The sequence below is a fragment of the Streptomyces sp. HUAS ZL42 genome, assembly GCF_040782645.1.
Classification (GTDB): domain Bacteria; phylum Actinomycetota; class Actinomycetes; order Streptomycetales; family Streptomycetaceae; genus Streptomyces.
Map to the genome: position 1 here is coordinate 9402404 of NZ_CP160403.1, position 24368 is coordinate 9426771.

General features: G+C 70.2%; 23 protein-coding genes and 1 pseudogene. 15 read left to right on the forward strand and 9 right to left on the reverse strand.

All coding sequences use genetic code 11. The annotated features are described in order from the left end of the window. Positions 1–9 precede the first annotated feature (9 nt). The 4 genes from ABZO29_RS42985 to ABZO29_RS43000 form a co-directional block, all read right to left on the reverse strand. Positions 10–549, reverse strand: coding sequence for a peptidoglycan DD-metalloendopeptidase family protein (locus ABZO29_RS42985; protein ID WP_367325631.1), 540 nt, complete (start codon positions 547–549; stop codon positions 10–12). Between the two features lie 12 nt (positions 550–561). Then, positions 562–1176: a hypothetical protein gene (locus ABZO29_RS42990; RefSeq protein ID WP_367325632.1), complete on the reverse strand. Its 615-nt coding sequence runs from the start codon at positions 1174–1176 to the stop codon at positions 562–564. Positions 1177–1293: 117 nt separating this feature from the next. Further along, on the reverse strand, positions 1294–2397 hold the full coding sequence (locus tag ABZO29_RS42995) for an LGFP repeat-containing protein (RefSeq protein ID WP_367325633.1): 1104 nt from the start codon (positions 2395–2397) through the stop codon (positions 1294–1296). Between the two features lie 81 nt (positions 2398–2478). Further along, on the reverse strand, positions 2479–3249 hold the full coding sequence (locus ABZO29_RS43000; protein ID WP_367325634.1) for a hypothetical protein: 771 nt from the start codon (positions 3247–3249) through the stop codon (positions 2479–2481). 152 nt (positions 3250–3401) lie between these two features. On the opposite strand from ABZO29_RS43000, the gene ABZO29_RS43005 reads away from it, so the two are divergent. The 5 genes and pseudogenes from ABZO29_RS43005 to ABZO29_RS43025 all read left to right on the forward strand — a co-directional run bounded on the left by ABZO29_RS43005 (position 3402) and on the right by ABZO29_RS43025 (position 9526). Then, the gene (locus ABZO29_RS43005) at positions 3402–6257 is read left to right on the forward strand and encodes a BTAD domain-containing putative transcriptional regulator (protein ID WP_367325635.1); all 2856 of its coding nucleotides are present in this window, start codon (positions 3402–3404) and stop codon (positions 6255–6257) included. Beyond that, entirely contained in the window at positions 6229–6492 is a 264-nt protein-coding gene (locus tag ABZO29_RS43010; RefSeq protein WP_367325636.1) for a hypothetical protein, read from the forward strand. Before ABZO29_RS43005 ends, ABZO29_RS43010 begins: the two co-directional genes overlap by 29 nt. A 9-nt stretch (positions 6493–6501) precedes the next feature. Continuing rightward, entirely contained in the window at positions 6502–8343 is a 1842-nt protein-coding gene (locus ABZO29_RS43015) for a RiPP maturation radical SAM C-methyltransferase (protein ID WP_367325637.1), read from the forward strand. 132 nt (positions 8344–8475) lie between these two features. Continuing rightward, positions 8476–8592: pseudogene (locus ABZO29_RS43020) on the forward strand (alpha/beta hydrolase); the annotation flags it as partial. Between the two features lie 211 nt (positions 8593–8803). Further along, positions 8804–9526, forward strand: coding sequence for a VOC family protein (locus ABZO29_RS43025; protein WP_367325638.1), 723 nt, complete (start codon positions 8804–8806; stop codon positions 9524–9526). A 112-nt stretch (positions 9527–9638) separates the two neighbouring features. On the opposite strand, the gene ABZO29_RS43030 is transcribed toward ABZO29_RS43025, so the two are convergent. After that, complete coding sequence (locus tag ABZO29_RS43030) at positions 9639–10331, reverse strand: winged helix-turn-helix transcriptional regulator (RefSeq protein WP_367325639.1); 693 nt, start codon at positions 10329–10331, stop codon at positions 9639–9641. Positions 10332–10498: 167 nt separating this feature from the next. On the opposite strand from ABZO29_RS43030, the gene ABZO29_RS43035 reads away from it, so the two are divergent. Continuing rightward, the gene (locus ABZO29_RS43035) at positions 10499–11344 is read left to right on the forward strand and encodes a class I SAM-dependent methyltransferase (RefSeq protein WP_367325640.1); all 846 of its coding nucleotides are present in this window, start codon (positions 10499–10501) and stop codon (positions 11342–11344) included. Between the two features lie 168 nt (positions 11345–11512). On the opposite strand, the gene ABZO29_RS43040 is transcribed toward ABZO29_RS43035, so the two are convergent. Beyond that, complete coding sequence (locus ABZO29_RS43040) at positions 11513–11920, reverse strand: gas vesicle structural protein GvpA (protein WP_367325641.1); 408 nt, start codon at positions 11918–11920, stop codon at positions 11513–11515. 377 nt (positions 11921–12297) lie between these two features. On the opposite strand from ABZO29_RS43040, the gene ABZO29_RS43045 reads away from it, so the two are divergent. Next, positions 12298–12987 (forward strand): GAF and ANTAR domain-containing protein, encoded by a 690-nt coding sequence (locus tag ABZO29_RS43045; RefSeq protein ID WP_367325642.1) that lies wholly within the window; start codon positions 12298–12300, stop codon positions 12985–12987. 588 nt (positions 12988–13575) lie between these two features. On the opposite strand, the gene ABZO29_RS43050 is transcribed toward ABZO29_RS43045, so the two are convergent. Next, positions 13576–14307: a TioE family transcriptional regulator gene (locus ABZO29_RS43050; protein ID WP_367325643.1), complete on the reverse strand. Its 732-nt coding sequence runs from the start codon at positions 14305–14307 to the stop codon at positions 13576–13578. A 58-nt stretch (positions 14308–14365) separates the two neighbouring features. On the opposite strand from ABZO29_RS43050, the gene ABZO29_RS43055 reads away from it, so the two are divergent. Then, complete coding sequence (locus ABZO29_RS43055; protein WP_367325644.1) at positions 14366–15568, forward strand: erythromycin esterase family protein; 1203 nt, start codon at positions 14366–14368, stop codon at positions 15566–15568. Positions 15569–15644: 76 nt separating this feature from the next. On the opposite strand, the gene ABZO29_RS43060 is transcribed toward ABZO29_RS43055, so the two are convergent. Further along, positions 15645–16967: an MFS transporter gene (locus ABZO29_RS43060; protein WP_367325645.1), complete on the reverse strand. Its 1323-nt coding sequence runs from the start codon at positions 16965–16967 to the stop codon at positions 15645–15647. Between the two features lie 218 nt (positions 16968–17185). Between ABZO29_RS43060 and ABZO29_RS43065 the strand changes: the two genes are divergently transcribed. After that, complete coding sequence (locus tag ABZO29_RS43065) at positions 17186–17797, forward strand: helix-turn-helix domain-containing protein (protein WP_367325646.1); 612 nt, start codon at positions 17186–17188, stop codon at positions 17795–17797. Positions 17798–17843: 46 nt separating this feature from the next. On the opposite strand, the gene ABZO29_RS43070 is transcribed toward ABZO29_RS43065, so the two are convergent. Next, positions 17844–18698 carry an IclR family transcriptional regulator gene (locus ABZO29_RS43070; protein ID WP_367325647.1) on the reverse strand — a complete coding sequence of 285 codons (855 nt, stop codon included), beginning with the start codon at positions 18696–18698 and terminating at the stop codon, positions 17844–17846. A 265-nt stretch (positions 18699–18963) separates the two neighbouring features. On the opposite strand from ABZO29_RS43070, the gene ABZO29_RS43075 reads away from it, so the two are divergent. From ABZO29_RS43075 to hcaB, 6 genes are all read left to right on the forward strand, one after another. Further along, entirely contained in the window at positions 18964–20301 is a 1338-nt protein-coding gene (locus ABZO29_RS43075) for an aromatic ring-hydroxylating dioxygenase subunit alpha (RefSeq protein ID WP_367325648.1), read from the forward strand. Then, a complete protein-coding gene (locus ABZO29_RS43080; RefSeq protein ID WP_367325649.1) occupies positions 20298–20645 on the forward strand; it encodes a bifunctional 3-phenylpropionate/cinnamic acid dioxygenase ferredoxin subunit in 348 nt (115 codons plus the stop codon). The genes ABZO29_RS43075 and ABZO29_RS43080 overlap by 4 nt, the downstream gene beginning before the upstream one ends. After that, the gene (locus tag ABZO29_RS43085; RefSeq protein ID WP_367325650.1) at positions 20642–21853 is read left to right on the forward strand and encodes an NAD(P)/FAD-dependent oxidoreductase; all 1212 of its coding nucleotides are present in this window, start codon (positions 20642–20644) and stop codon (positions 21851–21853) included. The genes ABZO29_RS43080 and ABZO29_RS43085 overlap by 4 nt, the downstream gene beginning before the upstream one ends. A gap of 233 nt (positions 21854–22086) precedes the next feature. Further along, a complete protein-coding gene (locus tag ABZO29_RS43090; protein WP_367325651.1) occupies positions 22087–22638 on the forward strand; it encodes a 3-phenylpropionate/cinnamic acid dioxygenase subunit beta in 552 nt (183 codons plus the stop codon). 16 nt (positions 22639–22654) lie between these two features. Beyond that, entirely contained in the window at positions 22655–23521 is an 867-nt protein-coding gene (locus tag ABZO29_RS43095; RefSeq protein WP_367325652.1) for an alpha/beta fold hydrolase, read from the forward strand. Then, on the forward strand, positions 23521–24342 hold the full coding sequence (gene hcaB / locus ABZO29_RS43100) for a 3-(cis-5,6-dihydroxycyclohexa-1,3-dien-1-yl)propanoate dehydrogenase (protein WP_367325653.1): 822 nt from the start codon (positions 23521–23523) through the stop codon (positions 24340–24342). Before ABZO29_RS43095 ends, hcaB begins: the two co-directional genes overlap by 1 nt. The last annotated feature ends 26 nt before the right edge of the window (positions 24343–24368 follow it).

Below are 24368 nucleotides of genomic sequence, written 5' to 3' on the forward strand. Positions count from 1 at the left end.
GCTGTCTGCCTAGGGAGTTTGTGGCGTCGGGGCGGAGCCGTCCTGCTGGAAGGTGACCGGGACGACGGTTCCGGGTTCTGTTCCCTCCAGGTCGAGGAAGAACCGATAGAGGTCCACGCCCTGGTACTGCCCGCCCGGGAGGCCGCCGACGATCTCGACCACGGCGTGATGGAGGTGCGGTGAGATCCCGTCGTGGGAAACGACCGTGCCGAGCAGATCGCCGCGCGTGACCACGGAACCGACGCCGAGTTCGGCCGGTGTGTCGGTGATGTGGGTGTAGAAGGCGCCCATCCCGTCGTTCGGCGCGCGCATGAAGATCTGCGCACCGTAGACCTTGCCCGAATCGGCTGCCGGGTCGTGCGGCTGAAACCTCGTGACGTGGGCGTCGAAGGCCGCGTACACCGGCGTGCCCTCATCCGCCCCTATGTCCATGCCGTATTGGATGTACCAGTTCGGCCCCACGTGGCCGCCTTGGTTCGGACCCCCGAGGCCGTGCCGGAATCCGGCCGGGTCGACGGGAGCTGACATTTCGATGTCGAATGCGTCCATGATGAGTTCCCTTCATGGAAGGAGCGCTGTGATCTCTTCCGGCAGCTCGGGTGAGTCGTAGGCGAGGGTTTCGCCGGGAATCACCCCTTCGATCTGCATGATCTTGTTCTGCATCACCAGCATCTGGTCGTCGTCCAGCTCCTGGATGGTCGTCGACTCGGGCACGCCCGTTGCGGCCGCCACGTCCTGTGCGTAGCGGACCGGGTCGTTGCCGTCCGATGCGGGGGCGTAGATCCGGAACGCGTCCGTGATGGAGTGGCTCGCGTACTTCGGGCTCCGCAGCAGTTGTGCGATCGCGTCGAAGCCGGCCTCCCAGCTGGGGAAGATCAGGAAATGGTGCCAGTTGAACTTGTTCGGGAACTGTCCGAAATCGGGCCCGCCGGGCACGCCCGTGATGTTTCCCGGGTTGTTGTTGAGCCAGGCGTGGCTTCCCGGGTGGTTGCGCATGTGCGGCCGGCCGCGGGCGACTTCGTTCTCGTAGATGACGAAGTTGAAGATTTCCTTGCCGTGCCCGAGGTAGTCGGTCGGTCCCTGGAATCCGGGAAACCACGAGGACTGAGGGATGCTCAGTTCTTGTGAAATGTTGCCGTTCCAGTACCAGACATGGTCGCCCGGTTCGAGTGTCATGGTTCGCACCTGTCTTTCTCTTTTCGGAGGATCCGACTGGGTGCCGGTTCTGCGCTGCCACCGCCGCGGTGCCGGCAGCCCGGCACCGCGGGGCGTGCACGGGGCTGAATCTGGGATTCAGACCCGGACGATGTCGAAGTACGCCTTGTACGAGGCCTCGCCGTCGCTGATGAGCGGCGTGGCGATGTGGTAGCGGATGTCCCGTTCGGCTTGCAGGCCGGCACCCGCCAGGGTGCACAGCTGCTTGGCGCTGATCTGCACGGCGACGGTGCCAAGGTTGTCGTCGCCGGTCCCCAGCAGTCCGTTGATCGCGTTGGCGAGCATGGGGACGAGTGCGGCGAGTGCAGGCGCAAGGGCTGCCGCCAGGGGAGCCCCGACCCCGGTGGCCGCGATGGCTCCTCCGACTGCGCTTGCCGCCCCCGCGACTCCCTTGGTGACGAGGTCCTTGTACACGTCGGGGTCGCCCTCGTCGTGCTCCATCCCGGTGACGGAGAGGGCGAGGCCCCACGGACGGCCGCGGTAGACCTCCGCTCCGGCGTCGGGAAAGGATCCGCCGGCGTCGACGTCGTCGTACACCTGGGTCCGGAAGGTCGGTATCTGCAGGCCAGGTCCGACACCGCCGACGATGAAATAGGGCTCGTCGGATCCGGATCCTTCGTCGGTTTCGCCGAAGCAGTTCATGCCGCGGTAGCGGACCGCCACGTCACCGAGGTCGAGGGCGCCCGCGTCCGGCCACCAGTACATGCCGCCGTGCTCGAAGGTGGCCAGCCGGCCGCCCTCCGGGATGTCCGTCTCGCCGCTGGTGGGGTAGCCCAGCCACCCCGTTTCCCAGCCGAGCTGGCTCCACCTGCCGCGGATGGCGCCGAACACCTCGTGCGCGCCGGTTTGCGGGGTCCAGTAGACGGAGGCCTCGGGGCGGCCGGGCAGCTGCATCGTGCGGTAGTGGTTGAAGCGGCCGCGGCCGTCGGGGCATCCGAGCTCGTCCGTGAGCAGATAGCCCCACTGCTCGCGGCCGATCTCCTTCCATCGTGCGCAGATGGCGCCCCACGTGGCGAAAGCCCCGAGCTCCGGGTGCCATGAGATGACCCCGCCCGCGAACTCCTGAGCGCGACCGACGCCGTCGAAGGTGGCGCGCTCGATGTCGAGAGGCTCACCGACCACGGAGCCCGGTCCGCCCAGGGCGAGCCATTTGTCTCGGATGGCGCCGATGACTTCGGGCATGATCTCCTCCTTGTTTCGAAGTCCTGCAAGGTCGTGTTGGGGTGTGGCCGTTTTGCTGCCGGCGTGTCCCGCGGCGCACGGTCAGGCGAGTTCGTCGACTTCGAGGTAGAGCTGCCGCTCGACCTCGACCCCGACGGTGAAGCCGCGGGAGAGGCTCGGAGAGCGGGTCGCCGGGAACGATGCGGTGGCGACCTCGCCCACGCTCAGCCGGTGCTCGACACCGTCGTCCCGGCCGAATGAGACGGGCTGCGCCTGCTCGAAACGGATCTCCGACACGTCGTCGTCCAGCGGGTGCCCGACCGGAGTCCGGACCGTGCCGGGAACCAACCGCACGGTCAGTACCTGGTCGAAGCCGGGCCGCTCGCGCAGCTCATGCGCCAGATACAAGCGGTCGCCACGACCGAAGCACAGATACCCCAGCTCCCGCCCGGGGACGGGCTTGCTCTCGGTGTCGAGCCGGCTGAACCACACCACGCGCCGGACGTCCACGCGCACCCCGGTCGCGACAGGGGTACCGCCGCGCTCGAAGTGCCCGCGCACGAGCGTCCCCTTCAGCGAGGTCAGGGCGGGGACGCCGTCCTGCGGCTCCAGCTCGGCGATCGGGAAGGGGACGGGGTCGAAGGTGTACATGCCGTCGCCGTGCCGCGCGCGGTCGGCGCGCAGCACGTCGAGTGCCCCGGCGTCGAGCTCGGCCTCGGTCAGGACCTGGAAGTTGTGCGGGCACGCGTACATCGGCAGGTGCGACAGGTACGGCGGGTCCTCGCCGAACAGCAGCATGCCGTGCCGGTCCGTGGTGTCGCACTCGCCGGGACCGTGCTGGTGACCACTGTGGTGACTGTGCGGGCCGGTCATGGTGCCTCCTCGGCGTGTCTGCGTTGGATCGGTTTGGTGAGGCATGTCCGAACGGTTGCACCACGACCTGCTTGTGCACCTTGCGGCGACCTTGCGGCCCGTGCAGCATTGGCGAGAAACATTCCGTAGCGAGATGATCACCGAAGGTGCTGATGGAGTTCCGGCTGCTCGGCGAGGTGCAGGTGCTGGCTGCGGACCGCCCGCTCGACGCTGGGACACCCCGGCAGCAGGCGGTACTCGCGGCGCTGGCCGTGGACCCGGGGAGACCGGTCCCCATCGAGACGCTCATCGACCGGATCTGGGGAGAGGACCCTCCTGCCGAGGCGCGCAACGTGCTGTACTCGCACCTGAGCCGGATCCGCCAGTTGTTCAAGCAGGCGGCAGCCCTCGGTGACGGCGCCGCCGTACGGCTCGAGCGCCGGCACGCCGGATACGTGCTGGACATCGACCCTGGCCTGGTCGACCTGCACCGGTTCGGGCGTTTGGCCGACCAGGGCCGCGCCCCGTCGTCCACCGAAGCGGACCGGGCGAGCGTGCTCGCGGAGGCCCTGGGCCTCTGGCGCGGCACCCCGCTGGCAGCGCTGACCGGCGAATGGGCGGCGAACGTGCGCGAGAGCTGCCACCGTCGCCGCCTGGACGCCGCCGTCCACTGGGCGCGCGCCGAGCTTCGGCTCGGCCGCACCGAAGCGGTGATCACCACACTGCCCGACCTGATCGCCGAGTACCCGCTCGCCGAGCCGCTGGAGGGCCTGCTGATGGAGGCGCTGCACGCGGCGGGCCGGGGCGCGGAGGCCATCGACCGCTATACGACGGTACGGGCGCGCCTGGCCGATGCCCTGGGCACCGATCCCGGTCCGGAGCTGCGCACGCTGTACGAGGCGATCCTGCGCGGCGAACTGCGGCCCGGCCCCGGTGCCGACCAGGCGGCCGCCACCACCATGAAGGCGACCGTCCCCGCCCAACTCCCCCCGGACTTGTACGGGTTCACCGGGCGCGAAGCGCAGCTTCGCCGCCTGGACGCCCTCCTGCCCCCTGCGTCCCCGGACACGCTTGCCCGCGCGGTCGCGATCGCGGCGATCGACGGTATGGCCGGCATCGGCAAGACGGCACTGGCGGTGCACTGGGCCCACCGGGCGGCCCACCGGTTCGCCGACGGGCAGCTGTACGTGAACCTGCGCGGTTTCGATCCGACCGGCACGCCGATGACGCCGGAGGAGGTCGTCCGAGGGTTCCTCGACGCGCTCGGCGTACCGCGCGAGCGGATCCCGGCCACGCTGGAGGCGCAGGTAGGCCTGTACCGCAGCCTGTTGACGGGCCGGCGGATTCTTGTGCTGCTGGACAACGCGCTCGACGTCGAGCAGGTGCGCCCGCTGCTGCCCGGCGCGCCCGGCTGCATGGCGGTGGTGACCAGCCGCAACCGGCTCTCCGGTCTGGTCACCACGGCGGGCGCGCACCCGCTGAGCCTGGATCTGCCGTCCGTCGACGAGGCACGCGACCTGCTGGTACACCGGCTGGGCGCGAAACGGGTCGGGGCCGAGTCAGCCACGGTGGACGAGATCGTCGCGATGTGCGCGCGGCTGCCGCTGGCGCTGGCCATCGTGGCCACCCGTGCGGCCACCCAGCCCGGCCTGCCGCTCGCCGTGCTTGCGGCCGAGCTGCGCGAGGCCCAGGGCGGGCTGGCCGAGTTCACCGATCCCGATCTGGAAAGCGACGTCCGGGCGGTGTTCTCCTGGTCGTACCAGCAGTTGAGCCCGGGGGCTGCTCTGCTGTTCCGGCTGCTCGGCGCCCACCCCGGGCCCGACATCGCCATGCCGGCCGCGGCCAGCCTGGCCGGGCGGCCGGTCGCCGAAGTACGGCCTCTGCTGGCTGAGCTCACCCGGGCCAACCTGCTGGAACGCACACCCGTCCGGTACGCGTTCCACGACCTGCTGCGCGCGTACGCCACGGAACTGGCCCCGACCCTCGACAGCGACGGGCAGCGGGCCGCCGCGTTGCACCGGGCGCTCAGCCACTACGTGCACAGCGCATACGCGGCCGACCGGCTGCTCAACCCCCTCCGGGACGAACCCGCGACGATGCCGCCGCCGGTCCCCGCCGGGGTCGGCCTCGAGCTTCCGGCAGACCAGCGGGAGGCACTGACCTGGTTCGCCGCAGAGCACCGGGTGCTGCTCGCGATGCTCCGCAAGGCCGACGACGACACCCTCGGCTGGCAGCTGGCCTGGGCCCTGACCAGGTTCTTCGCGTACCACGGCCACTGGCACGACTCGATCGAGGCGCTCACCGCGGCGCTGCGCGCCGCCCGGCGCCTCGCCGACCCGCTCAAGGAGGCTTTCGCGCACCGCTTCCTGGGCTGCGCGTACATCAGACTGAGCCGCTTCGACGAGGCGGACGTCCGTCTGCGCGACGCCCTGGAGCTGTACCGCGCGGCCGGTGACATCGCCGGTGAGGCGCACACGCATCGCAACCACGCTTGGCTGCTGGAGCGTCAGGGCCGCTGTCGTGAAGCGCTCGGGCACGCGCAGCAAGCCGTCGACCTGTTCCGAGCCGTCGACCACCGGGCGGGGCAGGCCAGGGGGCTCAACGCGGTCGGCTGGTTCCACGCCATGCTCGGCGACTACGCCAGGGCGATCGAGTACTGCCGGCAGGCGCTGGAGATGCAGCGCGAACTCGGCGACCGGTTCGGTCAGGCGGAGACGTGGGACAGCCTGGGTTACGCCAACCAGCGGCTCGGCCGACACGATGAGGCCGTCTCCTGCTACCGGACCGCGGTCGCGATGTACCAGGAGTTCGACGACCGGTACAACGAGGCCGACAGCACGGCCTCGCTCGGCGACGCCCACTACGCGGCCGGCGACGTTGCATCCGCCAGGGCCGCCTGGCATCACGCCGCCGACATTCTCGACCTTATCCACCACCCGGACGCCGCCGATGTCCGCGCCCGTGCCAACCAATCACAACAATCCGGCCTGGAGGCCCACCATGAAGAACGTCTCGGTCAGTCGCGATGACATCGACGCCCTCACGCAGGCGGTCGACAGCGGCACTCTGCCCGCGCAGGACCTGCTGCGCTCGCTCCTCAGCGCGATCCTCAGCGCGGCTGACGGCGACGAGCCGATCAACGTGAGCGTCGAAGTCGGAACATTGCAGGACACGTTCGAGGCCGCGTTCATCGCGGAGCCCGCAGCGGAGATCTCCCCTTCCGGACGCAAGGTCCGCGTGACGGTTGCAAAGATCGGCCGCTGACGGCACCGGATGCGTACCGTACTCGTCTCGATGCCGTTCATGGGCCTGGACCGCCCGTCGATCCAGCTCGGCCTGCTCAAGGCGATCGGCGCCGAGCACGGCCATACGGTACGCACCCTGCACGCCAACCTCGACTTCGCGGCACGGATCGGCGCCGACTACTACCGCACGCTCGCCGAGACACGCGGGCCGCAGGTGGGCGACTGGCTCTTCTCGGCAGAGGCGTTCGGCGCGCAGGCGCCCGACCCCGAAGGCCGCCTGCTGGACGAGTTCGCCGAGAAACTGTCCTACCTGCCCGGAACCCGGCAGGAGGTGCGGGAGCGGCTGCTGCGCACCCGAGGCGAGGACGTTCCCGCACTGCTCGACTCGCTGGTCGATTCCTACCCGTGGCACGAGGTGGGGGTGGTCGGCTTCAGCTGCACGTTCCAGCAGAACACCGCGTCGTTCGCGCTGGCACGCCGGTTGAAGCGGCGGTATCCGCACCTCGTCACGGTCTTCGGCGGGGCGAACTTCGACGGCGAGATGGGCCTGGAACTGCTCCGCTCCGTCGAGTCCGTCGACGTTGCAGTCACCGGCGAAGCCGACGCCTCCTTCCCGCGCCTGTTGCAGGCACTGGCCACCGGAGCCGACCCGGCGACCGTACCCGGAGTCTCCCGCCGGGCCGGCGACCGGCTCATCACGGCGCCGCCAGAGCCGCCGAACGGCGACCTCGACGCCCTGCCAGTACCCGACTACGGCGAGTACTTCGAACGGGCCGAGCGCCTGGACCTCTTGCCCCGGACCGCGCGCCGCCAGGCGTGGATCCCGTTCGAAAGCTCCCGCGGGTGCTGGTGGGGCGCCAAACATCACTGCACGTTCTGCGGACTCAACGGCACGGCGATGCGGTTCCGCGCCAAGTCACCCCAACGGGTCCTGGACGAGCTGGCGGAACTCGCCCGGCGGTACCGCACCTTCCGCTTCGAGGCGGTGGACAACATCCTCGACATGCAGTACCTGAAGGAGCTGTTCCCCGCGATCGCCGACAGCGCCGCGGACTACCAGATCTTCTACGAGACCAAAGCGAACCTCACCCGAGCGCAACTGCGGATCCTGGCCCGCGGCGGCGTGACCCATCTCCAGCCCGGCCTGGAGTCGTTGAGCTCCCACGTCCTGCGGCTCATGGACAAGGGTGTGCGGGCCGCGCAGAACGTCAATCTCCTGCGTTGGGCGCGGTACTACGGCATCGACGTGGCGTGGAGCATCCTGTGGGGCTTTCCCGGCGAGACCGTGGCCGACTATGCCGGGCAGGCGGCCGTCGCCCCGCATCTGGTACACCTGCAGCCGCCGGAGAACTCCGGCCGGATCTGGCTGGAACGCTTCAGCCCCCTGTACACCGACCCGCAACGCTTCGGACTGCGGCGATGCGAACCAGAGCGCAGCTACCGCCACGTCTACCCGGAGCAGGTGAACCTGGACCGTGTCGCCTACTTCTTCGACTACGAGGTCGACGGCGCCCTGCCCGAGAACGCGTACGAACCCCTGCGAACGGCGCTCGCCGCCTGGTCCGAAGCGTGGCACTCCGAGCCGCGCCCGGCACTGACGTACTGGTCGGCGCCGGGCTTCCTGCAGATCCACGACGGCCGACACCACGAGCGGTCAGGGACGTACACCTTTGAGGGAACCCTCGCCGACATCTACCTCGCGTGCACGGACCGGCCGGCAACCGCGGCCGCGATCCGCGACAGGCTGCGGCTGGAGAGCCCTGTCACCTTCGTGGAGGAGGTGCTCGACGAGTTCCAGCGACGCGGGCTCGTATTCCGCGACGACAAGCTGGCGCTGGCACTGGCCCTGCCTGCGGTCCCAGGACGCTAGCGCACTCGACACCATCGACGCGGCTACCGGCTACTGGTGACCGACTCCTGACCAACGCCCGCTGTTGCGGGACACGAGCATGGCCCAGGGAGCGCCCGCGGAAAAGTTTCCCGAAAGGCTTGAATCGCAATGGCTTGAGAGGAACTCGACCACGTCGGCGCCGGCCCGGTCGGCCATCGGGGTCTGTCGACGGGCTGCGGCCTGGGTGTGCCGCTGCTCGCCGCGGAACCCCACGTCCGCGCTGCCGTACCGGTCGCTGTCTCGCCGACCGTGCGCCGACCCCGTGCCGTGGCGCCCTTCTTCCGGCGCTCAGCTGAAGCCGCTGGTGACCGGCCTGTTCTGGCTGGCGTCGAATACTCGGATGCGGGTCACGCCGACCTACCCCTACGCTCCCGTTTCAAGGGGCTGTTAGTCGCCCTGTCCACAACGGCCAGCCATTGGAAGGGAGTTGGGCGGGGGAATGACTTCTCAAATGTTCGCGCTCTGCTTCGATGCGAGCGAGCCACTGCGTATCGCGGGGTTCTGGTCCGGGCTCCTGGGTTGGGAGACGGCCGACGATCCACACGAGGGCGTCACGCTCCTGCCCAGGGACGACACCGGTTTCCGACTCCGTTTTCTTCCGACCGAGGAGCAGAAGGTCGGCCAGAACCGGATGCACTTCGATCTGACGAGTACGTCCCTGGAGGACCAGGAGCAGACGGTGGCCAGGGCTCTGGAACTCGGCGGACGGCACATCGACGTCGGCCAACTCCCGGAGGAGGATCACGTGGTGCTCGCCGATCCCGACGGCAACGAGTTCTGTGTCGTCGGGCCGGACAACAAGTTCCTCGCCGACTGCGGCTTCATCGGAGCGCTGGCTTGCGACGGTTCGCAGGCGGTCGGTTACTTCTGGAGCGCAGCGCTGGCTTGGCCGTTGGTCTGGGACCAGGACCAGGAAACCGCGATCCGCTCGCCACACGGCGGTCCGAAGATCACGTGGGGTGGTCCACCAGTGGCGCCGAAGACGGGCAAGAACCGGCTTCATTTCGACCTCGCTCCTCCCGTGGACGGTGATTGGCGGGCAGAGGTCGACCGTCTGCTCTCCCTGGGGGCCACTCGGATCGACGCCGGCGAGGGCGAGGCAGGCCGGGTGGTGATGGCCGATCCCGACGGCAACGAGTTCTGTGTATTGAGGCCCCGGTAGCGCGACCGGTGTCCGGCGGGCGCCCAGCCCGCGTCGGACCAACCGGCTCACCGTCGTCAAAGACCCGTTGCTCAGGACGAACACACCTGGCCAGGCGAAGGCTGAACCCGCATCAGGGCACGCTCTGGGTGGCGGGCCGCGGCACGAGAGCGAACGTCGACAGCATGAACCAGCCGGGCGCGGCTCGGCGCAGCGCCTCGGGACCGTCCACCCTGACCGAGCCCGCGCGCACCGCCTCGGACCAGCCGAGGTCGCCCCGCCACACCCGGATCAGGCTGCGCAGCGTCGCGGTGAAGGTCACCGCCACGGCGTGACCGGGATCGTCGTCACAGACGTCGGCGTCGTCGGGCGTGATGACCAGCCACCAGTGCCGGGCCCGCGGGTGCACGTCGGGGAAGTCGAACCGGACCACCGTGCGCCCTTCGGGGACCGACTCGTGATCGATCCTGCGGTGCATGTCCCACAGCAGCAGCTTCGGATCGAGATCTTCGTCGCCGAGTTCACCGATCCAGCGGGTGCCCCACGCGCCCAGGGCCTCCACCACCGGTCGCAGCTCTTCCCCGGCCGGAGTCAGGACGTACTGCACGTCCCTGCCCTCGGTGCGCTTCTCCGCGATACCGGCCCGCACCAGCTGGTGCAGCCGCTTGGACAGCAGTGTGGGGGACATGCGCGGCACCCCACGGCGCAGCTCGTTGAAACGGCTGCTGCCGGCGACCATCTCCCGCACGATGAGGAGCGTCCAGCGCTCGTCGAGGAGTTCCATCGCCTTGGCGACGGGACAGAACTGGCCGTACGTAGCGCCCATGCAATGCAGGTTAGGCCGCGGGTCCGTGCCGTACCAGCCGGATGGACCGGCGAGGGCCCGAGACGGGCCTGCCGGTACAGATCCTGTACTAGGGAGGGCGCGCACACGTTCCTACGCTCGACGTATCGGCGACGGGACCGCCGCCGGGAACGGCAAGGAGCGCAGTCATGACGAACGTGATCGACACGGTCGAGGCCGATCGTGCGCTGAAGGCCCGGCATCGGGCGATGTGGGCCCAGGGCGACTACCCGTCCGTGGCCTCGGAGATCATCCCGGAGCTTGGACCGGTCCTGGTCGAGGCATGCGGGGTGGGCCCGGGCGACCGGGTGCTCGACGTGGCGGCAGGCTCCGGCAACGCCGCGATACCGGCGGCGCTGTCCGGCGCCGATGTCGTGGCCGGCGATCTGACTCCCGAACTGCTCGAGACCGGTCGGCACCTGGCCGCGCAACGCGGTGCGCAACTGAGGTGGCAGGAGGCCGACGCCGAGGCGCTGCCCTTCGGCGACGCCGAGTTCGACACCGTCCTGTCATGCGTCGGGGTCATGTTCGCCCCGCACCACCAGCGGGCCGCCGACGAACTGGTCCGGGTCTGCAGGCCGGGTGGCACGCTCGGCGTGCTGAGCTGGACGCCTCAGGGCTTCCTCGGCCGGATGCTGGCCACCATGAAGCCGTACGCGCCGCCGCCCCCGCCGGGAGCGCAGCCGCCCCCGCTGTGGGGCGACCCCGGGCATGTGCGCGCTCTCCTCGGCGACCGGGTCACCGACGTGACCGCCGAGCGCCGGACCGTGGTGGTCGACCGCTTCGAGACACCCGAGGCGTTCCGGGACTACTTCAAGGAGCGCTACGGCCCGACGATCAGTGTCTACCGGGCCATCGCAGACGATCCTGAGCGCGTCGCCGCCCTCGACCGTGAGCTGGCCGAGCTGGCGCGCACCTGCGACCTGGGAGCGGGTACGGGCACCACGGTCATGGAGTGGGAGTATCTGCTGCTCACGGCGCGCAGGACGAGCTGAGCGGATCGGAGGAGGGGCCGGGCCGGATCCCCGGCGCGCGAGCGCATCGAGTGCGGGTATGCCACCCCGCACTCCTTCGCTGAGGACCGACTTCGGTCACGCGAAGCTGTGGGGAGGCATTGTCCGCCGAGTGCGACGCGGTCCCCGTGGGTTCCGCCGCGTGGCGTGCTACGCCTCCCGCTCTCGGCGCCGGGAGGACTTGCGGGGCCGTTCAGTGCGCTCCTCCTCCCGCCTGCCGCCCTGCAGGGACTCCGTGAACGCCTCCACCGCGCCGGTCAGTGCCCCTTTGCTCTTGCCTCTGGCTCCGGACTCCACCATGTTTCCGGTGACATCGGTCAGTGTGGAGGGGGCTTTGCGGCCCGATTCCAGGTCGAGGCGGTTGGCGGCCTCCGCGAAGCGGAGGTATGTGTCCACGCTCGCTATGACGATGCGGGCGTCGACCTTCAGGATCTCGATGCCGACCAGGGAGACCCGGGCGAACACATCGATGACGAGGCCTCGGTCCAGGATCAGTTCCAGTACGTCGTAGAGGTTCCCCGACCCGCCGCCGGCTGCGGGAACTCCACCTTGTGGCATGACAGTCACTAGCCTGTTCTCCTTCCGCGTGGCGGCCCCGGTCGACAACTACGTGAGTCGATCGATCACTCTCCGCAACCCCGGATGATTGATGTCTCGATGGGCGAAACATCCCGCTCATTGGCATATGTCCATGACGGCGTACCCGAACGTGACGCCGGTATTCGGATAAATATTCGCAATTGGGTGCAGGGGCAGATGTCGCGCCCCGGAGTGGTGGAACCTGCTTTCACCTGGGCGCGAGGTCTGTGAGTTCCGGCGACACCTGAGGGTGTGCGGTGGGAGGATCGAAGTGCGCTGCGAGACGAGGTTGCGCCGGCGCCGCTGAAGTCCAAGATCGACCTGTACGGGACGAGGAGCGAGACGCGGAGGACGGTATGGACTGGGGGCGCTTCGCGCAGCAGATGGCGTCGTTGGCCCGCGATCTTCTGGCGCAGGAAACCGTCGATGCCACGCTGGAACGGATCACCGATTCGGCCACCGAGCTGGTGGAAGGCTGCGACGCGGCAGGCATTCTCATGGTGCACGGCAAGAAGGTCGAGACGCTGGCCCCCACCGACCAGCTGGTCATCGACAGTGACCAGCTGCAGGAGCGACTGGCAGAGGGCCCGTGCTTCGATGCCGCCCGTAGCGGGCAGGGCGAGCGAGTGTTCCGCATTGCGGACTTCACGTGCGACCAGCCGCGCTGGCCCGCCTACGCCCCCGCAGCCCGCGCTCTCGGCGTGGGCAGCATGATGGGGTTCCTGCTGTTCACCGAGGACGAAGAGCTCGGCGCGCTCAACCTCTACTCACGCAAGCCCGCCGCCTTCACCCAAGCCAGTGAGCTGGCCGGCTGGCTGCTGGCCTCCCATGCCGCGGTCGCCTTCTCCAGCGCCCGCACCCACGCCCAGCTGGAGCACGCCATCGCCACCCGTCACACCATCGGCGAGGCCATGGGCATCCTCATGGGCAGCCACCACCTCACCGAGGAAGAGGCCTTCGACGTCCTGCGCCGCTTTTCGCAGGAGCACAACGTCAAACTCCGTGAGGTCGCCCGCCGAGTCTGCGCAGAAGGCGGCCTGGCCTGACCCAGCGGGCGGCTCCCCCAGCTCGCCGTCTGAACCAGAGGAGCCTGGCCAGGCCAGCCCCCAGGGGAACGCCGCTGACCCCAGCCTGTAAACCAAGTCCCCCGCCCTGCATTCCTCACGCATGCGAGCAGGGCTGCCTTCTCCACAACGGTCTCGGGGGCCGGAGCCCAGTCCGCCGCTTCACGGCCCGGGACCATCCCGGCGGTCGTGCCGCCGCACGTCACATGCGGGCCAGGACCGACCTGTTGTCGCCCCGCGGTGGCACATCGCGGTGTCGGCGGGTGCCACCGTGGCGCTGGTTCCGCTGGAGGTGGACGCGGCGCGGTTCCGGCTGTGGAACGCCGTGGCGCGTGTGCCGGCGGCCGTTTCAGACGTACGCCCGCTGCCCGAAGGAAGCCACGGAGGAGTACGCCGCCACACCGGCCCCGGATGCGGCACCGGCCGAACCCGCGGGGGCGTAGGCCCCGTACACCTCAGCCGCTGGGCTGGAGCGGTGGTTGGGATCTCCGTGGGGTCGCCGGGTGAGGGCGCCCGTCGCGCGCCCGGGCGTGACTGTCCTGGGAGGAGCGTCGGCTGACGGCCGAAATCTCATTCGCGCTCGCGGAGGTACGCCTCCAACTCGGCGGCCCCGGCCAGCATCGCTCGCCCGCGGGCGGACAGCCGGCCGTGCCAGTCGCGCAGGGTGGCTTCCAGCGGCTCCAGCCCGCCTGCCGCCCGCACCTGGGCGATCAGCGGGGCGATCTGCTCCAGCAGGTAGCCGCCCCGCCTGAGCTGGTGCGCCAGCCGGGCGTCCCGCGTGGCGGCCTCGTCGTAGACGCGGTACCCGGTCCGCGGGTCGCGGCGCGGGCGCACCAGCCCGGCCCGCTCCCACTTGCGCAGCGTCGCGGGCCGGATGCCGAGCTCCCGGGCCAGCGGCCCGATGAACCTGTCGGCAGGCCCGGACCGTGAGTCGGCCTCGGACGCCGCGGCGGGCTCCAGGCTGCGCAGGGCGCGCTCCACGGCCTGGAGGGTCCGCCGGTCGTCGAGGAGCTGGGCATGGCTCTCGTCGATGAGGTGCAACGCCTCCTCGGCCGTGCCCTGGTTCACCGCTTGCATGATCGACGTCGCCGTCCGGTGGCCGTGGCCGGGCACCAGGGTGAGGAACGCGCGCAACGCCTGAGCGTGGAGCGGGGTGTAGGTGCGGTAGCCGTGGGGGGTGCGACGGGCGGGCGGAAGGATGCCCGCCTCCTCGTAGTTCCTGGTCGCCTGCGTGGACAGACCGTGCCCGCGTGCCAGGTCGATCGGCCTGAGCCGTTCGCCGTTTTGAAGGTTTGATCCCATGATCCTGCTGATATCGCGGAAAAGTCTCAATCGAAGGTTCAACGATAGCGTTGGAGGCATGGCTCCTGACATCAGGAACGCCGCGCATGCCGTCGAGGCCGCCGCCGTCATGCGGTTGCTCCCGGCCCGGCCGCGACTGCTTGCCCTGGGCGAGCCCACCCACGGCGAGGACACTCTGCTTCACCTGCGCAACAAGCTCTTCCGGCAGCTCGTCGAGCAGGAGGACTACCGGACGATCGCCATCGAGAGTGACTGCATGATGGGCCTGGTCGTGGACGACTACGTCACCGCGGGCACGGGCACCCTCGACGAAGTCATGGAACGCGGATTCAGCCACGGGTTCGGCGCGTCCGAGGCCAACCGCGAACTCGTACGCTGGATGCGCGCCCACAACGACGGCCGGCCATCGACCGAGCGGCTGCGCTTCGCCGGTTTCGACGGCCCGCTGGAGATCACCGGCGCCGCGAGCCCCCGGCAGGCGCTCACCGCACTCCACGGCTACCTCTCGGCCCGGGTGGACGCGGACCTGCTCCCGTGCACCGCGGAAACGCTCGACCGCCTGCTCGGCGCCGACGACCGGTGGACCGACCCTGCCGCGATGATGGATCCGGCCCAGTCCGTGGGGCAGTCGGCCGAGGCCGGCCGGCTGCGGCTGTTCGCCGACGACCTCGTGTCGCTGCTCGACGTGCAGACTCCGCACCTGATCAGGGAGACCTCGCGGGACGACTGGAACCGGGCACGCCTGTACGGCCGTACCGCAACCGGCCTGCTGCGCTACCACTTCTGGATGGCCGACACCTCGCCGAGCCGCATGACGCGGCTGGTGGCCCTGCGGGGCCGGATGATGGCCGACAACCTCCTCGCCCTCGCCGAACGGGGCCCAGCACTGGTCTTCGCCCACAACGGCCATCTCCAGCGGGACAAGAGCACGATGAGGATGGGCGGCCTGCGACTGGAGTGGTGGAGTGCCGGCGCGCTCGTGAGCGCCCACCTGGGCGAGCGGTACGCCTTCCTGGCCACGGCCCTCGGCACCATCCCGCACCACGGAGTGGACACGCCGCCACCGGACACCGTCGAAGGACTCCTGTACGCGCTCCCGGAGGACCACTGGGTCATCGACACCCCCCGGCTGGCAACCATCCTCGGGGACACACGGCCCGCCCCCCGCGTGTCCCCGGATTACGGCTACTCCCCGCTCGACCCGGCACAGCTGACCGGAAACGACGGGATCGTGTTCGTCAAGGACGTCCCACGGATCTAGGCGGTTTCGTTCGGCTCACCGGGCGGACCAGACGATGCCGGGTGGCCGCCCGGAACGAGGCGGCCACCGCTGCCCGTCAGGCGTCGAACGTTCCGTCCCGCGTCTCCGGCAGAGCCAGGACACAGACCAGGCTGACCAGGCACATCCCGCCCGCGTACAGCCCCAGCACCAGCGGCGACGCCCAGTGGCTGTTCAACCAGGTGGCCACGAGTGGAGCGAAGCCGCCGCCGAGCGTGTTGGCGAGGATGAACGTGGCGGACGCGCCGGTGTAGCGCAGGCGGGCGGGGAACAGCTCGGGCAGGAAGGCCGCGATCGGCGCGAACATCAGTGAGAAGAGGGCGAGGCCGACCGTGAACGCCCCCGCTATGACGAGCCCGTTGTGGGTGTTCAGCGCCGCGAACATGGGCAGTGCCCACACCACGCATCCGATCGCGCCTGTCAGAATCACCGGCCGTCTGCCCACCCGGTCGGCCAGCCGGGCCGCCGGGACGGTGACGGCGGCGGCAGCGACGGCTCCCACGCTCGCGGCGGTCAGCATCGTGGTCTGGGGGATGCCGAGGGCCTTCGGACCGTACGAGAGGCTGTAGACGATCGTCAGGTAGTAGACCGACGAGCCGCCGATCCCCGCGCCTATTCCCAGCAGGATCCGGCCGGGGTGTTCCTTGATCAGCGTGCCGAGCGGGAATCGGGACGCGCCACTCGCGGTACGTCCGGCTTCGGAGAACACCGGTGACTCGGTGACCTTCGTACGCACCCAGAGGCCCATGACGATCAGCACGGCGCTCAGCAGGAAGGGCACCCGCCATGCTCCGGCTGCGAAGCCGTCGCGGCCGGCGATGGAGAGGGTGGGCAGAATGACGGCGCTGGACAGCAGGAAGCCGAGCAAGGGGCCGACCTGGGGGATCGAGGCGAACATGGCCCGGCGCCCCGGGGGTGCGTGTTCGGCGGCCAGCAGCACCGCGCCGCCCCACTCACCGCCCAGGCTGACGCCCTGCAGGAGGCGGAGCGTCACCAGCAGGACGGGGGCGAGAAGTCCGGCGCTCTCGTACGTCGGAAGCAGTCCGACGCCCACCGTCGCCACGCCCATCAGGAGGAGCGAGACAACCAGCGCACGCTTGCGACCGAGCCGGTCACCGATGGTGCCGAACAGCACCACGCCCACGGGGCGGGCCAGGAACGCGGCGGTGAAGGTGAGGAACGCGGCGAGGGTCTGGAGCGTGGCGTTGCCGGACGGGAAGAAGGCCGGGCCGAGGACGAGTGCGGCGGCGGTGCCGTACACCGCGAAGTCGTAGTACTCGACGGTTGTGCCGATCAGGCTCGCGAGGGCGACCCGAGACACCGTGCTCTTGTCGCTCGAAGCTGTGCCGGGGCGTCTGAGCTGTTGGGCGGTTTCGGACATGGAGCGGCTCGCTTCCGGTTGGACTGTGGCGTCGAATGCCGGTGATCCACGCCACAGCGCTGACTGGGTGCGCAGAAAGGTGACCTGTGGCCGGGAGCAGCGCACAGCGGGCGTGCCGCTCTACGGCACACCGAAGGCAGCCGCGATGCGCGTGATTCGCCGGAGTGCGTGCCGTGACCGGAGTCCGCCGCTTTCCGACCCGGGCCTAGAGTGGTGGCGTGTCCTCAGGAAACACCGTGGTGGCGCGCAATGTGCGCCTTCTCAGAGAGCAGCGTGGTCTGTCCCTGGCCGAACTGGCCCGGCAGGCGGGGCTGGCGAAGCAGACCCTGTCGAACCTGGAGCAGGGAACGGGCAACCCCACGGTGGACACCCTGTTCTCCATCGCGGCGGCGCTCGGTGTGCCGGTCACCAGGCTGGTGGCGGAGCGCGAACAGGTGATGACCGTGCAGCGGGGCGACGAGGGCGTCTGGGAGCGGCACGGGGGCTACGAGTCCCGCGCCCTGGATCACATCTATGGATCCGGTGTCATCGAGAACTACGTGGTGCGCATCGGCCGGGAGCATGAGGGTGCGGGGAAGGCGTCCGAGCCGCACCCGGTGGGCACCCTGGAGCACCTGTACGTGATCAGTGGCCGGGTGCGCGTGGGACCGGCCGACAGTCCGGTGGAATTGTCGGCCGGCGACTTCGTGCGCTATCCGGGGGACCGCCCGCACGTGTACGAGTCGCTGGACGGCCAGAGCCTGGTGCACATCGTGGTCAGTGTGCCGCGGGTGCAGCCCGGGACCAGCGGTACGACCGTTGTGCGCACCCATGGCGGCGAGCGGCACTGAGGTCGTCGGGGGAGGCAGGGCCCTCGCGAACCGACTCCGCGGAGGGTCAGGCCGCCGTTGGGCCGCCGATCCCGGCCGGTACCGTCTGCCGCGTCCTGGCCAAGGTGACTGCCCGGCCCGCTTCGTACGCCACGCGGCGCAGAGCCGGGGCGAATCGGGCGGGGTCGAAGCGTCGGTCAGCCCCCGCGATGGAGAGGGCCGCCACAGGGCGACCGGCCGCTCCCATGATCGGCACGGCGACGCAGGTGAGGCCGATGACGGCTTCCTGGCGGTCGTAAGCGATGCCCTCCCGGCGGATGCGTCGCAGCTCGGCCCGGAAGCGGTCGGCGTCGGCGAGGGTGTACTCGGTTCGGGCGGTCAGCCCCGCCGCGACGGCCGCCTCCGCGGCGTCGTGGTCGAACGCCAGGAGGGCCTTGCCGACACCCGTGCAGTAGGCGGGCAGACGGGCGCCGATCCGGGAGGGTGAGCGGGCCGCTCGATGACCGTGGAGCTTGTTGACATAGACGATGTCCGTGCCGTGCAGCACGGCGAGGTGCACGGTCTCGTGGGTCAGTTCGTACAGGTCCGCCAGGTGCGGCAGCAACCGCTCCTGGAGCAGCGGGGGAGTGGGGCCGTAGGCGCGGCTGCCGATGTCGAAGAGCTGTGCGCCCAGCCGGTAGTCGCTTCCGACGCGGTCGACGAGGTTGTTGCGCTGGAGGATGCCCAGCAGCCGGAAGGTCGTCGACTTGCTCATCCGGGTGCGGCGGGCCAGCTCGCTGACGCCGATCTCGCCGTCCAGCTCGGCGAGTGACTTCAGAAGGATGAGCGCCTTGTCGACCGCGGTCTGCTGTTCCGGTGCGGTGTCCGGTTCGTCGCCGGGGGCGGGCGCCGGGGAGTGCGGAGGAGGCGAGGGGACTGGCATGACGGGCTCCGGGGGCTATCAGTCGGGGCCATTAAAATGGACGCATGTCCAATCTAGGTGACAGTCTGCGGGTTGTAAACGGGGTGGGAGCCGTGGGCTCGATACGGCGGACTCGTCGTCGGTGCCGTTCCACATCCCGGCACGGCAGCTGGGCAGGGCGTGGCCCGACGACGTCTCCTGTGCCCATGCAGCGACACGACACCGCAGCCCCGGCCACCGTCGCCGACGACGCGTACGGCGTGCGGGACGCGGGGGAGGCCCACCGATGACATCCACACCCGTGCGCCCGGCGGACCGCCTGGCCGGCGTCCGTGAGCCGTCCGTCGAGGTCGGCGCGTACTTCGACCTGGACCGGGGCCTGGTCGACCGGACGATCTTCAGCGACAGCGGCCTCTACCGTCAGGAGCTGCGCCGTGTGTTCGCCCCGAGTTGGCTGTTCCTCGCGCACGAGAGCCAGTTCACCAAGCCGGGTGACTTCTTCACCACGTACATGGGTGAGGACCCCGTCATCGTCACCCTGGGCCGCGACCGCAGGCTGCGGGCCTTCCTCAACGCCTGCCGGCACCGCGGCATGCGGGTCTGCCGCGCGGATGCCGGGGCGACGAAGGCGTTCACGTGCAGCTACCACGGCTGGTCGTACGACACCTCCGGCAAGCTGGTCAACGTACCCAACGGCGAGGACTATCCGGCCCACTTCGACCAGGACCGGTGGGGACTGATCGAGGTCGCCCAGCTCGACACGTACAAGGGACTCGTCTTCGCGACCTGGAACCCCGACGCCCCGCCGCTCGTCGAGGCGCTGGGCGGGATGACCTGGTACATGGACGCCATGCTGGAGCGCGATCCGGAGGGCACCGAGGTCGTCGGCGGGGTGCACAAGTGGGTGCTGGAGGGCAACTGGAAGCTGGCCGCCGAGCAGTTCGCCTCCGACTGGTACCACGTCAACATCTCGCACGCCTCGGCGCTGATGGTGATGTCGCCCTCCGGAAAGGGACCCAAGACGGAGATCGTGCAGACCCCGGGACGGCAGTACACCGATCCGCTCGGTCACGGCGCCGGCTTCCCCACCCATCCCAAGAGCCGTTTCGACGACCGCATCGTGCACGGCTACTACGACTACGAGGCCCTGCGCGAGCGGCTGGGTGACGCCCGTGTCGAGGGGCCGATGACCACCGGTCACGCCACGGTCTTCCCCAACTTCTCCTATCTGCCGGTCAACGGCTCCATCCGCGTCTGGCACCCCAAGGGCCCGGACAGGATGGAGGTCTGGGCCTGGACGATCGTCGACACGTCGATGCCGGACGAGGTCAAGGACGCCCAACGCCTCTACAACCTGCGCACGTTCGGGCCGACCGGCATCTTCGAGCAGGACGACGGCGAGAACTGGAGCGAGTGCCAGGCCACCGCCCACGGCTTCGTGGCCGGCTCCATGACCCTCAACTACCAGATGGGCCTGGGACTTCAGACCGAGGACGGCATCCATCCCGGCACCACCGGCCGCCTCTACAGCGACGGTGCCGCGCGCGGCTTCTACGCCCGCTGGCGCGACCTGATGAACACGCCCGCCTGGCACGAGAACGTCACGGACAAGGACACTCCATGAGCACCACCAGCACCGGTATCCGCGTCGCCGAGGTGGGCGACATCGAGGAGGGCGAGGCGCTGAAGGTGCCCGCCGAGACCACCGGCCACACCGACGCCATCGCCGTCTTCCACGATGCCGGCGCCTACTACGCCCTCGACGACACCTGCTCCCACGGCCAGGCCTCCCTCTCCGACGGCTGGATCGAGGACGGCGAGGTCGAGTGCCCGCTGCACAGCGCCCGCTTCTGCCTGAAGTCCGGCAAGCCGCAGTGCATGCCCGCCACCGTCGCGGCGCGCACCCACCGCCTCGAGGTCCGCGACGGCGGCATCTGGCTGCACCCCGGCCAGGAGACCGGCGCATGAGCGACCTGCGGCGCATCGCCGTCGTGGGCGCGGGCCTGGCCGCCGTCTCGGCCTGCGACGCCCTGCGCGCCCAGGGCTACGACGGGGAGCTGGTGGTGTACTCCGCCGAGCACGGGCTGCCGTACGACCGTCCGCCGCTGAGCAAGGACGCACTGCTGGGCAAGGCCCGGCGCGAGGACGTCCTGCTTCGTCCGGAGCGGTGGTACGAGGAGCAGCGCGTCGATCTGCGCGAGGGCGCCCAGGTGCGGGCGATCCGCCCGGACCAGGGCGGGATCGAGCTTGGCGACGGCTGCGTGACCGTGGCCGACCGGATCGTCCTGGCCACAGGCGGCACGCCGCGTGCGCTGCCCGTCCCCGGCGGCGACGATCCGGCCGTACACCTGCTGCGCACCTGGGAGGACGCCGAGCGGCTGCGCGAACGCCTGCTGCCCGGTGCCCGGGTGGCCGTGGTCGGCGCCGGGCTGATCGGCGCCGAGACCGCGGCCGTCGCCCTGGCCCTGGGCTGCCAGGTCACCCTCGTCGACCCCGTACCGGTGCCACTGACCGCCGTGGTCGGCGACACCGTCGCGCGCGCCCTGCACGACCGGCACACCGCCGAGGGCATCAAGGTGATCACAGCAGGCGTCGAGCGCATCGAGCGCCGGCCCGGAGGCGTTCTGCTGCACCTCGCCGGATCCGGCGGGGTCGTCGCCGCGGACACGGTGGTGGTCGGCATCGGTATCCGGCCCGCCACGGAACTGGCCGAGGCCGCCGGACTGGCCGTGGACAACGGGATCGTCGTGCAGGACGGTCAGCGCACCTCCCACCCGAACGTCTTCGCCGTCGGCGACGTGGCCCGCCTCGACGGCCATCGCGTGCGGCATGAACACTGGGAGGCGGCCCAGCAGGGCGGCGAGGCCGCCGCCCACGGCATCCTCGGCCGCCCCGTCCCGCAACTCGGTGCGTCCTGGTTCTGGTCCGACCGGCACGGCTCACGCCTGGAGGCGGTCGGGACGATGGCCGCCGCGGAACGGACAGTGCGGCGTGGCTCGCCTGACGGCGGCGCTTTCACTGTCTTCGGCCTGCGGGGCGATCGGGTGGTGGCCGCGGCTGCGATCGACCGAGGCCGGGACATCAAGGGTGCCCGGCGTCTCATCGACCGGGGGGTCGCCGTCGACGCCGAGCGTTTGGCCGACGAGAGCGTCGACTTGCGTGTGCTGCTCCGCTGAAGGGGTTTCCGGGGCTGCGCCCCAGACCCCGATCAGGGGCAGCCATGTTCTGTTTTCCCCTCTGTTGCAGGCCGTATCCGGCTGGTCGCGCCCGCGCGGCGGAGCCGCATATCGATGCAGCCCCGCGCCCCTTTGGGGAGCGTCACTGTGCCGCCCAATGGCACACGCGCTCCCCGGAACACCCCCTCCGCGCTGGAATTACAGCGAGCGCGGACAGCAGGAGGACCCCACCGATGAGCATCCACTCCCTGGAGACGACCGCACCGGCGGTCGACGAGGACATCCGCCTGCACTTCGAGGTGCAGCGCCTGTACGCCACCGAGGCGCAGCTGCTCGACCAGCACCGCTACGCGGACTGGCTGGAGCTGTTCGCCGACGACCTGCACTACTGGGCGCCGTTGCGCACCAACCGGCTGCGCCGCCAGCAGGCCCTGGCCGACGGCTCGCCCGGCGAGGTGGCGATCTTCGACGAGACCAAGGCGAGCCTGGCCTGGCGGATCCGCCGCTTCGACTCCGGCATGGCCTGGGCCGAGGACCCGCCCTCCCGCACCCGGCACCTGATCACCAACGTGCTGGTCCGGGCGGCCGACGAACCCGGCGAGTACCTCGCGGAGTCGGCCTTCCTCTGCTACCGCAACCGCTTGGAGCGCGAGGTCGACATCTACGCCGGCGGCCGCACCGACGTCCTGCGCCGCACCGAGGACGGCGGCCTGCTGATCGCCCGCCGCACGATCCTGCTCGACCAGAACGTCCTGCTCGCCAAGAACGTCAGCACCTTCCTGTGACCGACCGGAGACCCACGTGACCACAGCCCAGACTGAACAGCCCAAGCTCGTCGAGCACACCGTGCAGACGACGCTCGGGACCGTCGCGGTCAGCGAGGCCGGCCAGGGACCGGTGCTGGTGATGCTGCACGGCGGCGGGCCCGGCGCGAGCGCGGTGGCCAACTACCACCAGAACCTACCGGCGCTGACGCGGCACTTCCGTGTCGTACTCCCGGACCAGCCCGGCTTCGGTGGCAGTTACCGGCCCACCGAGGCGGACCTGGACGCCCGCAGCATCACCGAGATCACGGTCGACGCCCTCCTGCAGACCCTCGACGCGCTGGGCATCGACCGCTTCCACCTGCTGGGCAACAGCCTGGGCGGCGCAGCCGCCATCGCCACCGCACTCCAAGCCCCCGACCGGGTGGACAAGCTGGTGCTCATGGCCCCCGGCGGCGGCTGGCTGCCCTTCGGGCCGACACCCACCGAGGGCCAGAAGGCCATGTTCCGCTACTACAACGGCGAGGGGCCGACGCTGAAGAAGATGCGGGACTTCATCGGCGTCATGACCGCCGAGCCGGGGCGCTGGGCCGACACCGCGCAGGCCCGCTACGAGGCCTCCCTCGACGAGTCCCACATCGCCTTCTACCACGCCTACAACGCCGCCTTCGCCAAGCGGCACGGCATGGACCCGCTCTGGCAGCGCGTCCACAAGATCAAGGCGCCGACCCTGCTGCTGTGGGGCCGTGACGACCGCACCATCACCCTCGACGGTGCCCAGCTCATGCTCAAGCAGATCCGCGACGTCCAGCTGCACGTCTTCGGCGGCTGCGGCCACTGGGTGCAGCTGGAGCGGCAGGCCGAGTTCGAGCGCCTGGTCACCGACTTCCTCGGAGCGCGCTGATGGGCGGCTGGCTGGAGGGCGACGTCGCCCTGATCACCGGCGGCGGCTCGGGCATCGGCCGCGCCGTCGCCCTGCGCTACCTCGCCGAGGGCGCGCGCGTCGCCGTACTGGACCGCGACACCCGGCAACTGGACGACTTCCCGGACGGCGTGCTGACCATTCCTGGTGACGTGCGCTCCCCGGAGGACCTCCACCACGCCGTCGAGACCACCGTCGACCGCTTCGGCAAGCTGGACATCCTCGTCCCGAACGCCGGAATCTGGGACTACCACCGCAGCGTCACCCGGCTGAGCGGCAAGGAGCTCTCCGAGGCGTTCGACGAAATCTTCGGCATCAACGTCAAGGGCTACCTCCTGGCCGTGGAGGCAGCCTGGCGCGAGCTGGTCCGCACGCGGGGGAGCATCGTGATGACCCTGTCCAACGCCTCCTTCCACACCGACGGCGGCGGCTCCCTCTACACCGCCGGCAAGCACGCCTGCCTCGGCCTGCTCCGCCAGTTCGCCTACGAGCTCGCCCCGAAGGTCCGCGTCAACGGTGTCGCCACCGGCGGCATGCGCACCAAGCTGCGCGGACCCGAGAGCCTGGGTCTGCAGGACCGCACCCTGGAGGCATCCTTCGCCAAGAACGAAGCCTCCGGCCGCGAGCAGCAGCCCCTCATCCCCCTGTACGACTCCAGTGTCGAGCCCGCAGACTTCACCGGCCCCTACGTCCTGCTCGCCTCCCGCGCCAACAGCGCCACCGTGACCGGAGCCGTCATCCCCGCCGACGGCGGCATCGCCGTGCGCGGCTTCCGCACCGCTGCCGGCGGCGCCGGCCTGTAGAACCCTCCGCCTCCCGTACGACAGCC